Here is a 15,457-nt window from a genome sequence, read left to right on the forward strand (position 1 = left end):
GGTGATTAATGTGAACGGCCCGGCGGTGGCGGGCAGCCGCTCGGGGCCGCCCAACAGCAGCCGGGCGGCCGGCCAGGCCCGCCCGCGCGCCGCCGCACCCCACTGCGGCTCCGGCAGCAGCCGCTCCCGCCCCAGGGCCAGCCGTTGTTCGTCCGGCTCGCAGCCGGTGACCGCCGCACCCCTGGCAGCCGCCATCAGCAGGGCCAGCCCCGAACCACTCCCCAGGCCCAGCAGCCGCGTACCGGGGCCGACACCTAGGCGGTCGTACACGGCGTCGTAGAGCGGAACGAGCATGCGCTCCTGGATCTCGGCCCAGTCACGGGCCTTGGTACCGGCACCGCGTGAGCGTGCGAGCGTAGGTGTCATCGAGCCAGCCCCAATCCGCCGAATCCGATTCGCAGCCTGCCGTCCAACCCCCGTGATGCACACGTGCGTCGTGCATGTCCCCGAAAGCCAGACAACTCCCCTTCCGGCCCGGAGTCCAGAGGTTTGGGGCGGTTGCTTGTGTGCGCCCTGTATACGCTCCGATCACTCCCTGCTCATACGCCGATTCACGTTTCGCAGTCGCCTCGCCGTACCATCGCGCCATGGCAAAGGCTCCCGTACTCACCCCCCAGGCGGTCGATTTCCCGCGCTGGTACCAGGACCTGATCAACAAGGCCGAGCTGGCCGACAACGGGCCGGTGCGCGGCACCATGGTCATCCGACCGTACGGGTACTCGCTCTGGGAGCGGATGCAGCAGGAGATGGACGCGCGCATCAAGGGCGCGGGAGCCCAGAACGCCTACTTCCCGCTCTTCATCCCGCAGTCGTACCTGACCAGGGAAGCCGAGCACGTCGAGGGCTTCGCCCCCGAGCTCGCGGTGGTCACGCACGGCGGCGGCAAGGAGCTGGAGGAGCCGGTCGTCGTACGTCCCACCTCCGAGACGATCATCAACGAGTACTTCTCGAAGTGGGTGCAGAGCTACCGCGACCTGCCGCTGCTGATCAACCAGTGGGCGAATGTGGTCCGTTGGGAGATGCGGCCGCGGATCTTCCTGCGCACGACGGAGTTCCTCTGGCAGGAGGGGCACACCGCGCACGCCACCTACGAGGAAGCCCGCGAGTACGCCGACATGATCCACCGTGAGGTCTACGGCGACTTCATGATCAACTTCCTCGGCGTCGACGTGGTCCTCGGCCGCAAGACCGCCCGGGAGCGCTTCGCCGGCGCGATCAACACCCTCACCCTCGAAGGGATGATGGGCGACGGCAAGGCCCTGCAGATGGGCACCAGCCACGAGCTGGGCACGAACTTCGCCAAGGCCTTCAACACCTCCTACCTGTCCGGCGAGGGCAAGCAGGAGCTGGTCTGGCAGACCTCGTGGGGTACGTCGACCCGCATGGTCGGCGGCCTGATCATGTCGCACGGCGACGACAGCGGCCTGCGGGTCCCGCCCCGCATGGCACCCGTTCAGGTGGTCGTGCTGGCGATCAAGGGCGACGACGCGGTCATCGCGAAGGTCCGCGAGCTCGGCGCCACGCTGAAGGCGGCCGGCATCCGCGTCCAGGTGGACGACCGCACCGACACCCCGTTCGGCCGCCGGGCCGTGGACTGGGAGCTCAAGGGCGTGCCCGTACGGGTCGAGGTCGGCCCGCGCGACCTCGAGAACGGCACCGCGATGCTGGCCCGCCGGATCCCTGGCGGCAAGGAGCCGGTGTCCCTCGACGCGCTGGAGGCACTGCTCCCCACGGTGCTCGAGGAGGACCAGGCCACGCTGCTGCGCGAGGCGCGCGAGCGCCGCGAGTCCCGCACCGTCGACGTGGCGACCATCGAGGAGGCCGCCGAGGCCGCCGTCACCGGCTGGGGCCGCATCCCGTGGGCCGACCTGGGCGCGGAGGGCGAGGCCAAGCTCGCCGAGCAGGGCGTCTCCGTACGCTGCCTGGTCGCCGAGGACGGTTCGGTGCCGGTCGCGGACGACGCGCCGGGTACCGTCGCGATCGTCGCGCGGGCATACTGACGGCCAATGGGCTGCCAGTTCGGCGGAGTGACTGAAAACCGACGTACGTAATCGGTAGTACGTCCCGGCTTAGGGGCGGGTGCGCGGGTTCTCCACTGTTCTCCGCACCCGCCCTCAGTCATGGGAATCACTCAGAACTGACCCATGAGTGCAAATTATTTGGGATGCCCCGGAATCGGAACACCGGGCGGTCCCGGCTCGTTGTCACGGCGTGAGCACGACACCACCAGTTCTCGCCGCCGAGCTTGCAGTCGCGTGGGCCGACATTCAACGGCACCACCCCGAACTGCCGGATCTGGCCGCCCCAGAGTCCCTGATCGGAGAGTCCTCGTCCGCCTGCGGCACCGAGCTCTCCTTTGAACGGCTGCTGCACGAGGCCGTGCACGGAGTCGCCGCCGCCCGCGGCATCCGTGACACCTCGCGCGCCGGCCGTTACCACAACCGACGCTTCCTGGCGATCGCTGACGAGCTCGGACTGGACCATTCCGAGGAGCCGCATCCCAGCAGCGGCTTCTCGCTGGTGCAGCTGCGCCCCGACACGAAGAGGCGCTATCGAGCCACGATCGACAGACTCCAGCGCGCCCTCAAGGCCCACACCGTGGCGACCGCCTCCGACACCGCCCGCAGCTTCCGCGGTCCGGCGGCCCGGCACGGCTCGTCCGGCGGCGGCGTACGCGTGAAGGCGGTGTGCGACTGCGGGCGGAACGTCCGGGTCGTACCGTCAGTGCTCGCGCAGGCGCCGATCGTCTGCGGGGCGTGTGGCACCCCGTTCCGCATCCCGGAGGCCGCGGCGGTGGCGTGAGCGGCTCGGCTTTCTGCCGGACGGCCCTGTCGCACGGCAAGGACGTGCGTACGGGGCGTGCGGCAGTGTGCCCGCCGTATGGCAGAATGGTCAGCTGAGCACTCGGCAGTCGTACAGGACCCCTCTCTCCTTCGGCTGACGCGTCCATCGGACGTTCGGGAACCACAACCCCACGTGGTGCTCCGTCACGTCCAAACACGTCAAGACCAGGAGACCCCACTCCAGTGGCAGTCAAGATCAAGCTGAAGCGTCTGGGCAAGATCCGTTCGCCTCACTACCGCATCGTCGTCGCCGACTCCCGTACCCGCCGTGACGGCCGGGCCATCGAGGAGATCGGCCTGTACCACCCGGTGCAGAACCCGTCGCGCATCGAGGTCGACTCGGAGCGTGCGCAGTACTGGCTGGGTGTCGGCGCGCAGCCGACCGAGCCCGTGCTCGCGATTCTCAAGCTCACCGGTGACTGGCAGAAGTACAAGGGCCTCGAGGCCCCGGCGCCGCTGCTCGTCGCCGAGCCCAAGGCCGACCACCGCGCCCTCTTCGAGTCCGCGACCTCCGCCGCGGGCGACGGTCCGAAGGGTGAGGCCATCACCCCCAAGGCGAAGAAGTCCGAGAAGCCCGCTGAGGCCGAGGCCTCGGCCGAGTCGACCGAGGCCTGAGCGTGCTTGAGGAGGTCCTTGAGCACCTGGTCAAGGGCATCGTCGACAACCCCGACGACGTGCAGGTGGCCGAGCGCACTCTGCGTCGCGGGCGGGTACTGGAGGTCCGGGTTCACCCCGAGGACCTCGGTAAGGTGATCGGCCGCAACGGCCGCACCGCCCGCGCCCTGCGTACTGTCGTGGGCGCACTCGGCGGCCGTGGTATCCGCGTCGACCTGGTCGATGTGGACGAGGTTCGCTGAACAGGTACGAAGCACCGGCACGGGCCGGGGTACGGCTCATGCAGCCGTCCCCGGCCCGTGTCCGTATTCCGTAGAGCAACAGGAGAACCGCAGTGCAGCTGGTAGTCGGCAGGATCGGCCGCGCCCACGGCATCAAGGGTGAGGTCACGGTGGAGGTGCGCACCGACGAGCCGGAGCTGCGGCTCGGGCCGGGCGCCGTACTGGCCACGGACCCGGCGTCGGCCGGCCCGCTGACGATCGAGACGGGCCGGGTGCACAGCGGCCGGTTGCTGCTGCGCTTCGAGGGCGTCAAGGAGCGCAACGCCGCCGAGGCGCTGCGCAATGTGCTGCTCATCGCGGACGTGGACCCGGAGGAGCTACCCGAGGATCCCGAGGAGTTCTACGACCATCAGCTGATGGACCTCGACGTGGTGACCGTCGACGGCACCGAGGTCGGCCGGATCACCGAGATCACGCATCTGCCCTACCAGGACCTGCTGATCGTCAAGCGGCCCGACGGCAGCGAGGTCATGATCCCCTTCGTGGAGGAGATCGTCCCGGAGATCGACCTGGAGGAGCAGCGGGTGGTCATCGCCCCGCCGCCGGGCCTGCTGGACGAGGCCGGTGAGGCCGGCGGGACCGGCGGGACCGGCAAAGCCGGCGAGGCAGAGTAGCCATGCGGATCGACGTCGTCACGATCTTCCCCGAGTACCTCGAACCGCTGAATGTCTCCCTGGTCGGCAAGGCGCGGCAGCGCGGGCAGCTGGACGTACGCGTCCACGACCTACGCGACTGGGCTCACGACAAGCACAACACCGTGGACGACACCCCGTACGGCGGCGGCCCAGGCATGGTCATGAAGCCCGAGCCGTGGGGCGAGGCGCTGGACGCCGTCCTGGAGTCGGGGGAGGGCGGAGAGGGCGACGCCCGGCCCGTGCTTGTGGTGCCCACCCCCAGCGGGGTGCCCTTCACCCAGGAGCTGGCGGTCGAACTGTCCGAGCAGCCCTGGCTGATCTTCACCCCGGCCCGTTACGAGGGCATCGACCGGCGCGTCATCGAGGCGTACGGCGAGTGCTTGGACGTGCGCGAGGTCTCCATCGGCGACTACGTCCTGGCCGGCGGCGAGGCCCCGGTCCTGGTCATCGTCGAGGCGGTGGCCCGCCTGCTGCCCGGCGTCCTGGGCAACGCCGAGTCGCACCGCGACGACTCCTTCGCCCCCGGCGCCATGGCCGACCTGCTTGAGGGACCCGTCTACACCAAGCCCCCGGTCTGGCGGGACCGCGAGGTGCCCGAGGTGCTGCTCAGCGGCCACCACGGCAAGGTCGCCCGCTGGCGGCGCGACGAGGCCTTCCGCCGCACCACCATCAACCGGCCCGATCTGATCGAGCGTTGCGACCCGGCGACACTCGACAAGCAGGACCGCAAACTGCTCGCCGAGCTGGGCTGGGCGGAGCGGGCGGACGGCGGATTTGGGCGAGTCGCGCAGGCCGTGGAAGAATAGGCCGCTGCTGTCCGTCCGGCGTGCGCCCCTGCCACAGGGGGAACGACGTCCGCCCGGTGGTGCGGCTCCCGTAAACCATTCCGAGATTCCGCCGATGACCTGTGGCATCGGTGAAGAAAGCAGACCATCATGTCTCACCTGCTCGACTCCGTCGACGCCGCCTCGGTGCGCACCGACATTCCGGCGTTCCGCCCCGGCGACACCGTGAACGTCCACGTCCGCGTCATCGAGGGCAACCGCGCCCGTGTGCAGCAGTTCAAGGGTGTCGTCATCCGCCGCCAGGGCTCGGGCGTCCGCGAGACCTTCACGGTCCGCAAGGTCTCCTTCAGCGTCGGCGTCGAGCGCACCTTCCCGGTGAACAGCCCGATCTTCGAGAAGATCGAGGTCGTGACCCGCGGTGACGTCCGTCGCGCCAAGCTGTACTACCTCCGTGAGCTGCGCGGCAAGGCCGCCAAGATCAAGGAGAAGCGCGACAACTGAGTCGCGCACTCCGTCGGGGCACAAAGCCGGTCCGTATAGGCTCTGCGGTCGATGGACACTGAGACAGACCTCCCGAAGCGCGACCGCACTGAGCGGTCGCGCTTCGGCGTACGTACGTATCGGTACGCGCTGCTGGCTGTGGTCTGCGCCGCCGTCCTGTTCCTGGTCAATACCTTTGTGGTGCAGCCCTTCGTGATCCCGAGCGGATCCATGGAGAACACCCTGCGGATCGGGGACCGGGTGGTGGTCAACAAGCTGGCGTACCGTTTCGGCGGTTCGCCACGGCGGGGCGACATCGTGGTGTTCGACGGCGAGGGGTCGTTTGTGCAGGAGTCGGGCGGATCCGATTACATCAAGCGGGTCATCGGCGTCGGCGGAGACCGGGTCACCTGCTGTGACAAGCGGGGCAGGATAACCGTGAATGGCACTCCGCTGGCCGAGACGTACCTTTACCCCGGGGAGCGCCCGTCCCGGGTACCGTTCGATATCGAGGTGCCTGACGGGAGGCTGTGGGTGATGGGCGATCACCGTGACAACTCCCGGGATTCGCGTGATCACCTCGGCGATCCCGGGGGCGGCACCGTACCGGTCGACAAGGTGATCGGCCGGGCGGAGTGGATCGTATGGCCGCTGAGCCACCGGCGTTCCCTGGACCGGGCAGATGGGTAACCGGGGCAGGCCGCGGGACGGCGGGGACCGGATGCCGGGGGACGACGACGGCTACGGCTTTTCCGACGACCAGCCGCGGGCGCGCCGGGCAGGAGGGCGGGCCGAACGCCGCAAGCTGGCCAAGAAGGTCAAGCGCAAGCGGCGCCGTTCGGCCGCGAAGGAAGTGCCGATCCTCATCGTCGTCGCCCTGCTGATCGCGCTGGTCCTGAAGACCTTCCTGGTTCAGGCCTTCGTGATCCCCTCGGGGTCGATGGAGCAGACCATCAAGATCGGCGACCGGGTGCTGGTCGACAAGCTGACCCCGTGGTTCGGCAACAAGGTGAAGCGCGGTGACGTCGTGGTCTTCAAGGACCCCGGTCACTGGCTGGACGGCGAGCAGACCACGACGGCCAACGACCCGGTGGTGATCAAGCAGGTCAAGGAGGCGATGACCTTCATCGGCCTGCTGCCCTCGGCCAACGAGCAGGACCTGATCAAGCGGGTCGTCGCGGTCGGCGGCGACACGGTGAAGTGCTGCGACTCCCAGGGCCGCGTCACCGTCAACGGCGTGGCGCTCAATGAGCCGTACATCTACCCCGGCAACAAGCCGTCGGACAGCGAGTTCTCGGTAAAGGTGCCCGAGGGACGGCTCTGGGTCATGGGCGACCACCGGGCCAACTCCGCGGACTCCCGCTTTCACCAGCAGGATTTCAGCGGCACCGTGTCGGAGAGCGGGGTCGTCGGACGGGCCGTGGTGATCGCCTGGCCGATGAGCGACTGGACGAAGCTCTCGGAGCCGTCGACCTACGCCTCCGTGCCGGCCGCCGGTGGCACCTCGGCCACTGCGGCCGCCGCGTCCCCTAGTGTGTCCTCAGAAGATCGTCGATACAGAACGATCCTCCTCCCGAGCCCTGCGGAACTCCCGCTCGTTATGGGAGTGGTGGGCCTGCGCCGCGCGCGGGGGCAGCCCAAGTGGCAGCGCAGAGTAAGGAGTGGACGTGAGGGATTTGTCGGTCGGCGCACGATCGGGACACGAAGAACCCGAAGATGGGGTCGACCAGGGCGCAGGCCCTTCACCCGCGGTTGAGGGTGATGAGTTGAGCAAGAGCGGGAAGGCGAAGAAGCCGCGTTCCTTCTGGAAGGAACTGCCCATCCTCATCGGCATCGCGCTGGTTCTCGCCCTGCTCATCAAGACCTTCCTCGTGCAGGCGTTCTCGATCCCCTCCGCCTCGATGCAGAACACCCTGCAGGAGGGCGACCGGGTGCTGGTCGACAAGCTGACGCCCTGGTTTGGCTCCCAGCCGGAGCGCGGCGAGGTCGTCGTCTTCCACGACCCGGGCGGCTGGCTGCAGGACACCCCGACCGCCACCCCGAACCCGGTCCAGAAGTTCCTCAGCTTCATCGGCCTGATGCCGTCGGCGGAGGAGAAGGACCTGATCAAGCGGGTCATCGCGGTCGGCGGGGACACGGTCGAGTGCAAGAAGGGCGGCAAGGTCAAGGTCAATGGCGTCGCCCTGAACGAGTCGTCGTACCTTTACCCGGGCAGCACGCCGTGTGACGACCTGCCGTTCGGCCCCCTCAAGGTGCCCAAGGGCAGCATCTGGGTGCTCGGCGACCACCGCCAGGACTCGCGGGACTCGCGCTACAACCAGTCGGACGGCCGCAACGGCATGGTCCCGGTATCCCAGGTCGTGGGCCGCGCGATCGTGGTCGCCTGGCCGATCAACCGCTGGGAGGTGCTGTCGACCCCGTCCACCTTCGACCAGCCCGGGATCAACAACCAGGCGTCGGCCGCCGCGATCTCCGCGCCCGACGTGGTGGCGCTCGCGGGCGCTGTGCCGCTGGTATTCGTGCGCAGGCGGAAGTTCACCGCCGCCGGGTGACTCCCGAGGTGGCATCCAAGGGCTGACCGAGGGCCGTACCGCCGGGTAGGGTGCGGACCCATGAGCGGCGAGAGTTCGACACGTACGGCGGGTGCCGGCGGCGGGACGCCTACCGGCGCCCGCAACGGCGCGGGTAGCGGCGCACGCACCGGCACAGGCAGCGGAGCACGCAGCGGCGCCGGTAGCGGTGCCCGCACAGGCGCGGGCAAGGCGAAGGCGGCAGGCCCGGCGGGCGGCCGGTCCGGACAGATCATCTCCGGGCTGGCCGTCGCGCTGGGATGCGTGCTGTTCCTGGGCGGATTCGTCTGGGGGGCGGTGGTCTACCGTCCGTACACCGTGCCGACCGGGTCGATGGTTCCCACGGTGGGTGTCGGGGACAAGATCCTCGCGCAGCGGATCGACGGCTCGCAGGTGCGCCGGGGCGACATCGTGATCTTCACCGACTCGCTGTGGGGCGACGTCCCCATGGTCAAGCGGGTGGTCGGGGTCGGCGGTGACAAGGTCGCCTGCTGCGACAAGCAGGGCCGGATGACGGTCAACGGCAAGGCGATCGACGAGCCCTACCTGAACGACACCAAGGGGCCCGCCTCGCCGACCGGCTTCCAGGCCACGGTGCCCAAGGGCGACCTCTTCCTGCTGGGCGACAACCGGGCGATTTCCGAGGACTCCCGGGTCCGGCTGACGGACGCCGACGGCGGCTCCGTACCGCGAAGCGCGGTCCAGGCCCGAGTCGACGCCACCGCATGGCCGCTCGGCCGGATGGGCATGATCGGCAGGACCGATGCCTTTGCCGGGCTCGCGGGGGGGACGTCGCAGCCCGGTCCGCTGACGTGGGTGGTGAGTGCGATCGTGGCCGGTGTGGTGCTGATCTTCGGCGGCGCGGCCTACGGGCCCGTGGCGGGTGTGCTGGGTCGTCGGCGTACGCGCCGGGCGGCAAGCTAGGTGACGGCGCAGGTGACGCGTCGGCGAGCCGCCAGGGTCGTACTCCTCGATCCGTCCGACCGGATCCTGCTGCTGTACGGCTTCGAGCCCGCCGATCCGGCCGTGCGCTGGTGGTTCACGCCCGGCGGGGGCGTCGAGACCGGCGAGAGCCTGGAGGCGGCGGCGCGCCGCGAGGTGGCCGAGGAGACCGGAATCACATCGGTGCGGCTCGGGCCGGTGCTGTGGGAGGGCACCTTCGCCTTCGACTTCGACGGGCGCAGGTGGGAGCAGGACGAGTGGTACTTCCTGGGGCGTACCGAGGCCACTGAGGTCCGCCCGGACGGTCAGACCGAGCTGGAGCGGCGCAGTGTGGGAGAGCTGCGCTGGTGGACCTGCGAGGAACTTCTCCGCGCGCGTGAGACGGTGTATCCGACCAGGCTCGCCGGGCTGCTGCGCACGCTGCTTGACGAAGGACCCCCGCGATCCCCGATTCGCCTGGGGACTGAGCGTGACTGACGCACAATGGGGGGACGAACGGCTGAAGGGGAACATGCCATGAGCGCCGAGGACCTCGAGAAGTACGAGACCGAGATGGAGCTGAAGCTCTACCGGGAGTACCGCGATGTCGTCGGCCTGTTCAAATACGTGATCGAGACCGAGCGGCGCTTCTACCTGACCAACGACTACGAGATGCAGGTGCACTCGGTCCAGGGCGAAGTCTTCTTCGAGGTGTCGATGGCCGACGCGTGGGTCTGGGACATGTACCGGCCGGCGCGCTTCGTGAAGCAGGTGAGGGTGCTCACGTTCAAGGACGTGAACATCGAGGAGCTCAACAAGTCGGATCTGGATCTGCCCCAGGACGAGTCCGGCTTCAGCGGCTGAGTGATCCGCCCGGGTTATCCACAGGGGGCGATCAAGATCATCTCGAGGGCGCGACTTCCGTCACAGTGAGTGACGGAGGTGGTGCTGATGAACGCCCGAGGAGCACTGGGCCGGTACGGGGAGGACCTGGCGGCCCGCTGGCTCGCCGACGCCGCAGGCATGCATGTGCTGGCGCGCAACTGGCGATGCCGGGAAGGCGAGATCGACATCGTCGCCCAGGACGGCGACGCGGTGGTCATCTGCGAGGTCAAATCCCGCATACAGGGTGACTACCAGCACCCGATGGACGCCGTCGGTCCCCGCAAGGCCGAGCGGCTGCGGCGGCTGGCCGAGCGATGGCTGGCCGATCGCGGCGGCGACGTGCCCCCGGGCGGGGTCCGTATCGACCTTGTCGGCGTGCTGGTGCCCGAGCGTGGCGCGGCGCGCGTCGAGCATGCGCGGGGGGTGGCGTGATGGGCTTCGCCCGTACGTGCTCGGTGACCCTGCTCGGCGTGGAGGGCGTGGTCGTCGAGGTCCAGGCCGACCTGGAGCCGGGCGTCGCGGCCTTCACCCTGGTGGGGCTGCCCGACAAGAGCCTTACCGAGAGCCGCGACCGGGTCCGGGCCGCCATCGTCAACAGCGGTGAGGTCTGGCCCCAGAAGAAGCTCACCGTCGGCCTGAGCCCCGCCTCCGTGCCCAAGGGCGGCAGCGGCTTCGATCTGGCCGTCGCGTGCGCCGTTCTCGCCGCCAACGAACGGATCGCCCCCGAGGACATCGCCGACCTGATGATGATCGGCGAGCTGGGGCTGGACGGTCGGGTGCGGCCCGTGCGCGGAGTGCTCCCCGCCGTCCTCGCTGCCGCCGAAGCGGGATACCGCCATGTCGTCGTGCCCGACCGCACAACCGCCGAGGCCTCGCTGGTCCCCGGGGTGTCGGTGCTCGGCGTACGGAGCCTGCGGCAGCTCATCGCCCTGCTCAACGACGAGCTGGCCCCGGAGGAGGACGACGCCCCGGGCGACGGCCGCCCCGACCCGATGCTGGCTGGCCTGGCGGTGCCGGGTGCGGGCATCGGCGCCGGGTTCGCCGATTCGGCTGCCTCGGACCTGTCCGACGTCGCCGGGCAGGGGGCCGCCCGGATGGCCCTGGAGGTCGCGGCCGCCGGGGGCCACCACATCTACCTGAAGGGGCCGCCAGGGGCCGGCAAGACGATGCTGGCGGAGCGGCTGTCCGGGCTGCTGCCACCGCTGACCCGGCAGGAGTCGCTGGAGGTCACCGCGGTCCACTCGGTCGCCGGGATGCTGCCGCCGGGCAAGCCGATGGTGGACATCCCGCCCTACTGCGCCCCGCACCACTCGGCCACGATGCAGTCCCTGGTCGGCGGGGGCAACGGACTGCCCAGACCCGGAGCCGTCTCGCTGTCGCACAAGGGCGTTCTCTTCCTCGACGAGGCCCCCGAATTCAGCGGGCAGGCGCTGGAGGCGCTGCGTCAGCCGCTGGAGTCGGGCCATGTGGTGATCGCCCGCTCCGCCGGGGTGGTGCGGCTGCCCGCCCGGTTCCTGCTGGTCCTGGCGGCGAATCCGTGTCCCTGCGGCCGGCACGGCTCCCTCGGGGGCGGCTGTGACTGCACGGCGAGCATGATCCGCCGCTATCAGGCGCGGCTGTCCGGTCCGCTGCTCGACCGGGTCGACCTGCGGGTCGACGTCGAGCCCGTGAGCCGTTCCGAGCTGATCAGGCACGTCGGGGAGTCGGAGTCCACGCGGACCGTGGCCGCCCGGGTGCGGGAGGCACGAGAGCGGGCCGCCGCCCGGTACCGGGACACCCCGTGGCGGACCAACAGCGAGGTGCCGGGACACGAGCTGAGGACGCGCTGGCCCATGTCGCCGGGCGCGATGCGGCCCGCCGAGCAGGACATGGAGCGCGGACTGCTCACCGCCCGCGGACTCGACCGGGTGCTGCGCGTGGCCTGGACCGTGGCGGACCTGGCGGCCCATGACCGCCCGGACGGGGTCGACATGGCCCGCGCCCTCGAACTGCGCACCGGGGTGCGGCGCGGCGTTGCGACGCTGGCGATGGGGGAGATCTGATGACGGACACACTGTTCGACCTCTTCGATACGGAGGGCACCGCCGGGCCGCCGTCCCCGGAGGAGCGACTGGCACGGATCGCGGTGACCCGGATCGCCGACCCCGGTGACGAGATCGTCGGCGCCTGGCTGCGGGAGCGGGGGTCGCAGGAGGTCGTCCGGGCACTCGTCGCCGGGGAACGGCTGCCCCGGGCCTCCGAGCGCCGGCTGGCCGGCTACCGGCTGCGGGGGCAGCGGGTGGACCCGGCGCGCGACTTGGCGGCGGCGGAGGCGCTGGGCGGCCGCTTCATCTGTCCGGGGGACCCCGAGTGGCCGGGGCAGCTGGACGACCTGGGCGATCAGCGCCCGTACGGCCTGTGGGTGCGGGGGCGGCCCTCTCTGCGGATGTGGGCGCTGCGCTCGGTCGCCGTGGTCGGCGCCCGGGCCTGTACAGACTACGGCGCGCACATGGCCTCCCGGCTCGCCGCCGACCTGGCCGAGGCCGGCTGGATCGTCGTCTCGGGGGCGGCGTACGGCATCGACGGCGCGGCGCACCGGGGCGCGCTGTCGGTGGACGGCGCCACCGTCGGCGTCGTGGCCTGCGGGGTCGATGTCCCGTACCCGCCCGGGCACGCCGAGTTGATCGGACGCATCGGCGAACAGGGCCTGCTGATCGGCGAGTTGCCGCCAGGCTCGCATCCCACCCGCAGCCGATTCGTCATGCGTAACCGTGTGATCGCCGCGCTGACCCGGGGCACGGTGGTGGTCGAGGCTCAGTACCGCAGCGGCTCCCTGATCACAGCCCGCCGGGCCCGTCAGCTCGGCCGTTTCGTGATGGGGGTGCCAGGGCCCTGCACCTCGAGCCTGTCGCAGGGCGTGCATGAACTCCTGTGCGGGGAAGCGGCGTTGGTCACCGACGCACGCGAGGTCGCCGAGTTGGTCGGCAGCATCGGCGCCGACCTCGCGCCCGAGCGACGAGGCCCGGTCGTGGCCCGGGATCTGCTGCCGGCCGACACCGCGCGCGTGCTGGAGGCGGTGCCAGGCCAGGGCGGGGCCGACGGCGGACAGATTGCCCGCTCCGCGGGCGTGACCACCGACGACACGCTCGGCAGGCTCTACGAATTGCAGGCACTCGGATTCGTCGAACGGCACGGCGAGCGGTGGCGGTTGGCCGCCCTCAACCGGGCAGACGGGCCGGTGGGGGAGCGTGAACCGCAATGAACACACCATCAGGTGACAGCACGGTTCTTGACCTGGGCCGGTCGGGTGACGAGTTTATGGGGGTGTCGGCAGAACGCGGCATTTTGCGACAGCAACACCCTGACTTCACAGAACGCGCCCTCGTGGCCCCCTCGTCCCGGGTCGCACTGCGGAACGTCTCTGGCGACACCTCGCACGACGTTCGTAGCAATCGGCGACGCTCCGGTCACGCTACGCTCATCGCGCCTCGACTCCTCATCACCGTCCCCCACATCACAGCAGAACGGCTCAGAACCACGCATGCCCCAGCACACCCCCGGGCCCGACCGCGCGATGGCGGCAGTCGCCGCCCGCAGCACCCCGCACACCCCGCGGCCCGCAGCACCCACCTCGCTCGACGAGCTGTGGAGGACATACAAGTCCACGGGGGACGCACGGCTGCGGGAGCAGCTGATCCTGCACTACTCGCCGCTGGTGAAATACGTGGCCGGCCGGGTCAGCGTGGGCCTGCCCGCCAATGTCGAGCAGGCGGACTTCGTCTCCTCCGGGGTCTTCGGACTCATCGACGCCATCGAGAAGTTCGAGCCCGAGCGGTCCATCAAGTTCGAGACGTACGCGATCACTCGCATCCGCGGCGCCATGATCGACGAACTGCGGGCGCTCGACTGGATTCCGCGATCCGTTCGGCAGAAGGCCCGGGCCGTCGAGCGTGCCTACGCGACCCTCGAGGCCTCGCTGCGGCGCACCCCCAGCGAGCCCGAGGTCGCCGCCGAGATGGGCATCGGCGTGGACGAGCTGCACGGGGTCTTCAGCCAGCTCTCGCTCGCAAACGTCGTCGCCCTCGAAGAGCTGCTGCACGTCGGGGGCGAAGGCGGCGACCGGCTCAGCCTCGTGGACACCCTGGAGGACACCGGGGCGGACAACCCCGTCGAGGTCGCCGAGGACCGCGAGCTGCGGCGGCTGCTCGCGCGGGCCATCAACACACTGCCCGAGCGGGAGAAGACCGTGGTCACCCTGTACTACTACGAGGGGCTCACGCTGGCGGAGATTGGCCAGGTGCTGGGGGTCACCGAGAGCCGGGTCAGTCAGATCCACACCAAGTCCGTGCTGCAGCTGCGCGCGAAACTGGCCGATGTCGGCCGCTGAGCCGGCCGATGCCCGACGCGGCCCCGGACCGCCGCACAGATTCCGTACAGTGGTGCCGTGCCCAAGATTCGAGCGGCCTCGGTGGCCGAGCACCGGTCGATGCAGCGCGACGCCCTTCTGGACGCCGCCCGTTCGCTGCTGTCCGAGGGCGGCACGGAAGCCCTGACCTTCCCCGCTCTCGCCGAGCGCACCGGGCTGGCGCGCTCCTCTGTCTATGAGTACTTCCGTTCGCGCGCGGCCGTCGTCGAAGAGCTGTGCACGGTGGACTTCCCGGTCTGGGCGGCCGAGGTCGAGGACGCGATGGCGGCTGTCGCCGACCCCGAAGCCAAGATCGAGGCCTATGTGCGCAGCCAGCTGGCGCTGGTCGGTGACCGGCGGCACCGGGCGGTCGTCGCGATCTCCTCCGGCGAGCTGGACGCGGGCGCGCGGGAAAAGATCCGCGCGGCTCACGGTGGTCTGGTGGCCATGGTCGTCGAGGCGCTTGGCGCCCTCGGGCACGCCGAGCCCAGGCTGAGCGCGCTGCTGCTCCAGGGAGTCGTCGACGCGGCCGTGCGGCGTATCGAGCTGGGCGCCGCGGAGGACCCCGGCACCATCGCCGCGGCCGCCGTGGCGATGGCCCTGCGCGGCGTGCGCGGCTGACCCCACGTCGCGGGCGGGAGCGGGACACCGAAGACCGGCAGCAACCGGGACGGCCCCAGACGCAGCATCGACGCCGGCAGCAGTGACAGCGGGTCCAGGTAGACGGAGCCCCGCAACAAACCCCAGTGGAGGCACCCGCCGGCGCAGTGCGACGGGACGCCGCCCTGGAGGGTGCCGACGACCGCACCGGCAGCCACTTCGTCGCCCACCGACACCGAGGCCCGCACCGGCTCGTACGTGATCCGCAACCCGCCCGGCACCGACAGCCGGATCACCACGACCCCCCGCCCGGCCACCGCGGCCGCGAAGGTGACCCGCCCGGGCGCCGCCGCCCGCACCTGGGCACCCGGACCGGCGCGCAGATCGACGCCGCGGTGCCCGGCGCCCCACCGCGACATCGGCGGGTCGAAGCCGCGCTCCACGACGGGGCGCCCCCG

At 70.4% G+C, this 15,457-nt stretch carries 18 protein-coding genes and 2 pseudogenes; 18 read left to right on the plus strand and 2 right to left on the minus strand.

The genetic code is table 11. The features are described 5' to 3' along the window. Positions 1-366, minus strand: a pseudogene (locus EFK10_RS37185) (SAM-dependent methyltransferase); the annotation flags it as partial. Positions 367-587: 221 nt separating this feature from the next. Here EFK10_RS37185 and proS point away from each other — a divergent pair. The 18 genes from proS (at position 588) to EFK10_RS37275 (ending at position 15,020) form a co-directional block, all read left to right on the plus strand. Then, positions 588-2,000, plus strand: coding sequence for a proline--tRNA ligase (gene proS / locus EFK10_RS37190; RefSeq protein WP_127360063.1), 1,413 nt, complete (start codon positions 588-590; stop codon positions 1,998-2,000). Between the two features lie 211 nt (positions 2,001-2,211). Continuing rightward, positions 2,212-2,802, plus strand: a complete 591-nt coding sequence (locus EFK10_RS37195) for a hypothetical protein (RefSeq protein WP_127360064.1) — start codon at positions 2,212-2,214, stop codon at positions 2,800-2,802. A 224-nt stretch (positions 2,803-3,026) separates the two neighbouring features. Continuing rightward, positions 3,027-3,458, plus strand: coding sequence for a 30S ribosomal protein S16 (rpsP, locus tag EFK10_RS37200; protein WP_127360065.1), 432 nt, complete (start codon positions 3,027-3,029; stop codon positions 3,456-3,458). Positions 3,459-3,460: 2 nt separating this feature from the next. Beyond that, on the plus strand, positions 3,461-3,700 hold the full coding sequence (locus tag EFK10_RS37205) for an RNA-binding protein (RefSeq protein WP_127360066.1): 240 nt from the start codon (positions 3,461-3,463) through the stop codon (positions 3,698-3,700). 92 nt (positions 3,701-3,792) lie between these two features. After that, positions 3,793-4,353: a ribosome maturation factor RimM gene (rimM, locus tag EFK10_RS37210; RefSeq protein WP_127360067.1), complete on the plus strand. Its 561-nt coding sequence runs from the start codon at positions 3,793-3,795 to the stop codon at positions 4,351-4,353. A gap of 2 nt (positions 4,354-4,355) precedes the next feature. Then, entirely contained in the window at positions 4,356-5,180 is an 825-nt protein-coding gene (gene trmD, locus EFK10_RS37215; RefSeq protein ID WP_127360068.1) for a tRNA (guanosine(37)-N1)-methyltransferase TrmD, read from the plus strand. 129 nt (positions 5,181-5,309) lie between these two features. Further along, positions 5,310-5,660 (plus strand): 50S ribosomal protein L19, encoded by a 351-nt coding sequence (gene rplS, locus EFK10_RS37220; RefSeq protein ID WP_127360069.1) that lies wholly within the window; start codon positions 5,310-5,312, stop codon positions 5,658-5,660. Positions 5,661-5,711: 51 nt separating this feature from the next. Then, a complete protein-coding gene (lepB, locus tag EFK10_RS37225; protein WP_127360070.1) occupies positions 5,712-6,329 on the plus strand; it encodes a signal peptidase I in 618 nt (205 codons plus the stop codon). Beyond that, positions 6,322-7,395 (plus strand): signal peptidase I, encoded by a 1,074-nt coding sequence (gene lepB / locus EFK10_RS37230; RefSeq protein ID WP_127360071.1) that lies wholly within the window; start codon positions 6,322-6,324, stop codon positions 7,393-7,395. The genes lepB (EFK10_RS37225) and lepB (EFK10_RS37230) overlap by 8 nt, the downstream gene beginning before the upstream one ends. Next, positions 7,316-8,191 (plus strand): signal peptidase I, encoded by an 876-nt coding sequence (gene lepB, locus EFK10_RS37235; RefSeq protein WP_127360079.1) that lies wholly within the window; start codon positions 7,316-7,318, stop codon positions 8,189-8,191. Before lepB (EFK10_RS37230) ends, lepB (EFK10_RS37235) begins: the two co-directional genes overlap by 80 nt. Before the next feature lie 60 nt (positions 8,192-8,251). Beyond that, positions 8,252-9,133: a signal peptidase I gene (lepB, locus tag EFK10_RS37240; RefSeq protein WP_127360072.1), complete on the plus strand. Its 882-nt coding sequence runs from the start codon at positions 8,252-8,254 to the stop codon at positions 9,131-9,133. Positions 9,134-9,145: 12 nt separating this feature from the next. Further along, positions 9,146-9,628, plus strand: coding sequence for an NUDIX hydrolase (locus EFK10_RS37245; protein ID WP_240677708.1), 483 nt, complete (start codon positions 9,146-9,148; stop codon positions 9,626-9,628). 39 nt (positions 9,629-9,667) lie between these two features. After that, positions 9,668-9,994, plus strand: coding sequence for a DUF2469 domain-containing protein (locus tag EFK10_RS37250; RefSeq protein ID WP_127360074.1), 327 nt, complete (start codon positions 9,668-9,670; stop codon positions 9,992-9,994). Between the two features lie 87 nt (positions 9,995-10,081). After that, on the plus strand, positions 10,082-10,447 hold the full coding sequence (locus EFK10_RS37255) for a YraN family protein (protein WP_127360075.1): 366 nt from the start codon (positions 10,082-10,084) through the stop codon (positions 10,445-10,447). Further along, entirely contained in the window at positions 10,447-12,057 is a 1,611-nt protein-coding gene (locus EFK10_RS37260) for a YifB family Mg chelatase-like AAA ATPase (protein WP_127360076.1), read from the plus strand. The genes EFK10_RS37255 and EFK10_RS37260 overlap by 1 nt, the downstream gene beginning before the upstream one ends. Continuing rightward, complete coding sequence (dprA, locus tag EFK10_RS37265; protein WP_127360077.1) at positions 12,057-13,256, plus strand: DNA-processing protein DprA; 1,200 nt, start codon at positions 12,057-12,059, stop codon at positions 13,254-13,256. Before EFK10_RS37260 ends, dprA begins: the two co-directional genes overlap by 1 nt. Positions 13,257-13,535: 279 nt before the next feature. Next, on the plus strand, positions 13,536-14,381 hold the full coding sequence (gene whiG, locus EFK10_RS37270) for an RNA polymerase sigma factor WhiG (RefSeq protein ID WP_127360078.1): 846 nt from the start codon (positions 13,536-13,538) through the stop codon (positions 14,379-14,381). Positions 14,382-14,462: 81 nt separating this feature from the next. Further along, complete coding sequence (locus EFK10_RS37275; protein ID WP_127360080.1) at positions 14,463-15,020, plus strand: TetR/AcrR family transcriptional regulator; 558 nt, start codon at positions 14,463-14,465, stop codon at positions 15,018-15,020. Positions 15,021-15,169: 149 nt separating this feature from the next. Here EFK10_RS37275 and EFK10_RS52920 read toward each other — a convergent pair. Beyond that, a pseudogene (locus EFK10_RS52920) lies at positions 15,170-15,418 on the minus strand (peptidoglycan DD-metalloendopeptidase family protein); the annotation flags it as partial. Positions 15,419-15,457 lie beyond the last annotated feature (39 nt).

The sequence above is a fragment of the Streptomyces soli genome, assembly GCF_003999195.1.
GTDB lineage: Bacteria > Actinomycetota > Actinomycetes > Streptomycetales > Streptomycetaceae > Actinacidiphila > Actinacidiphila soli.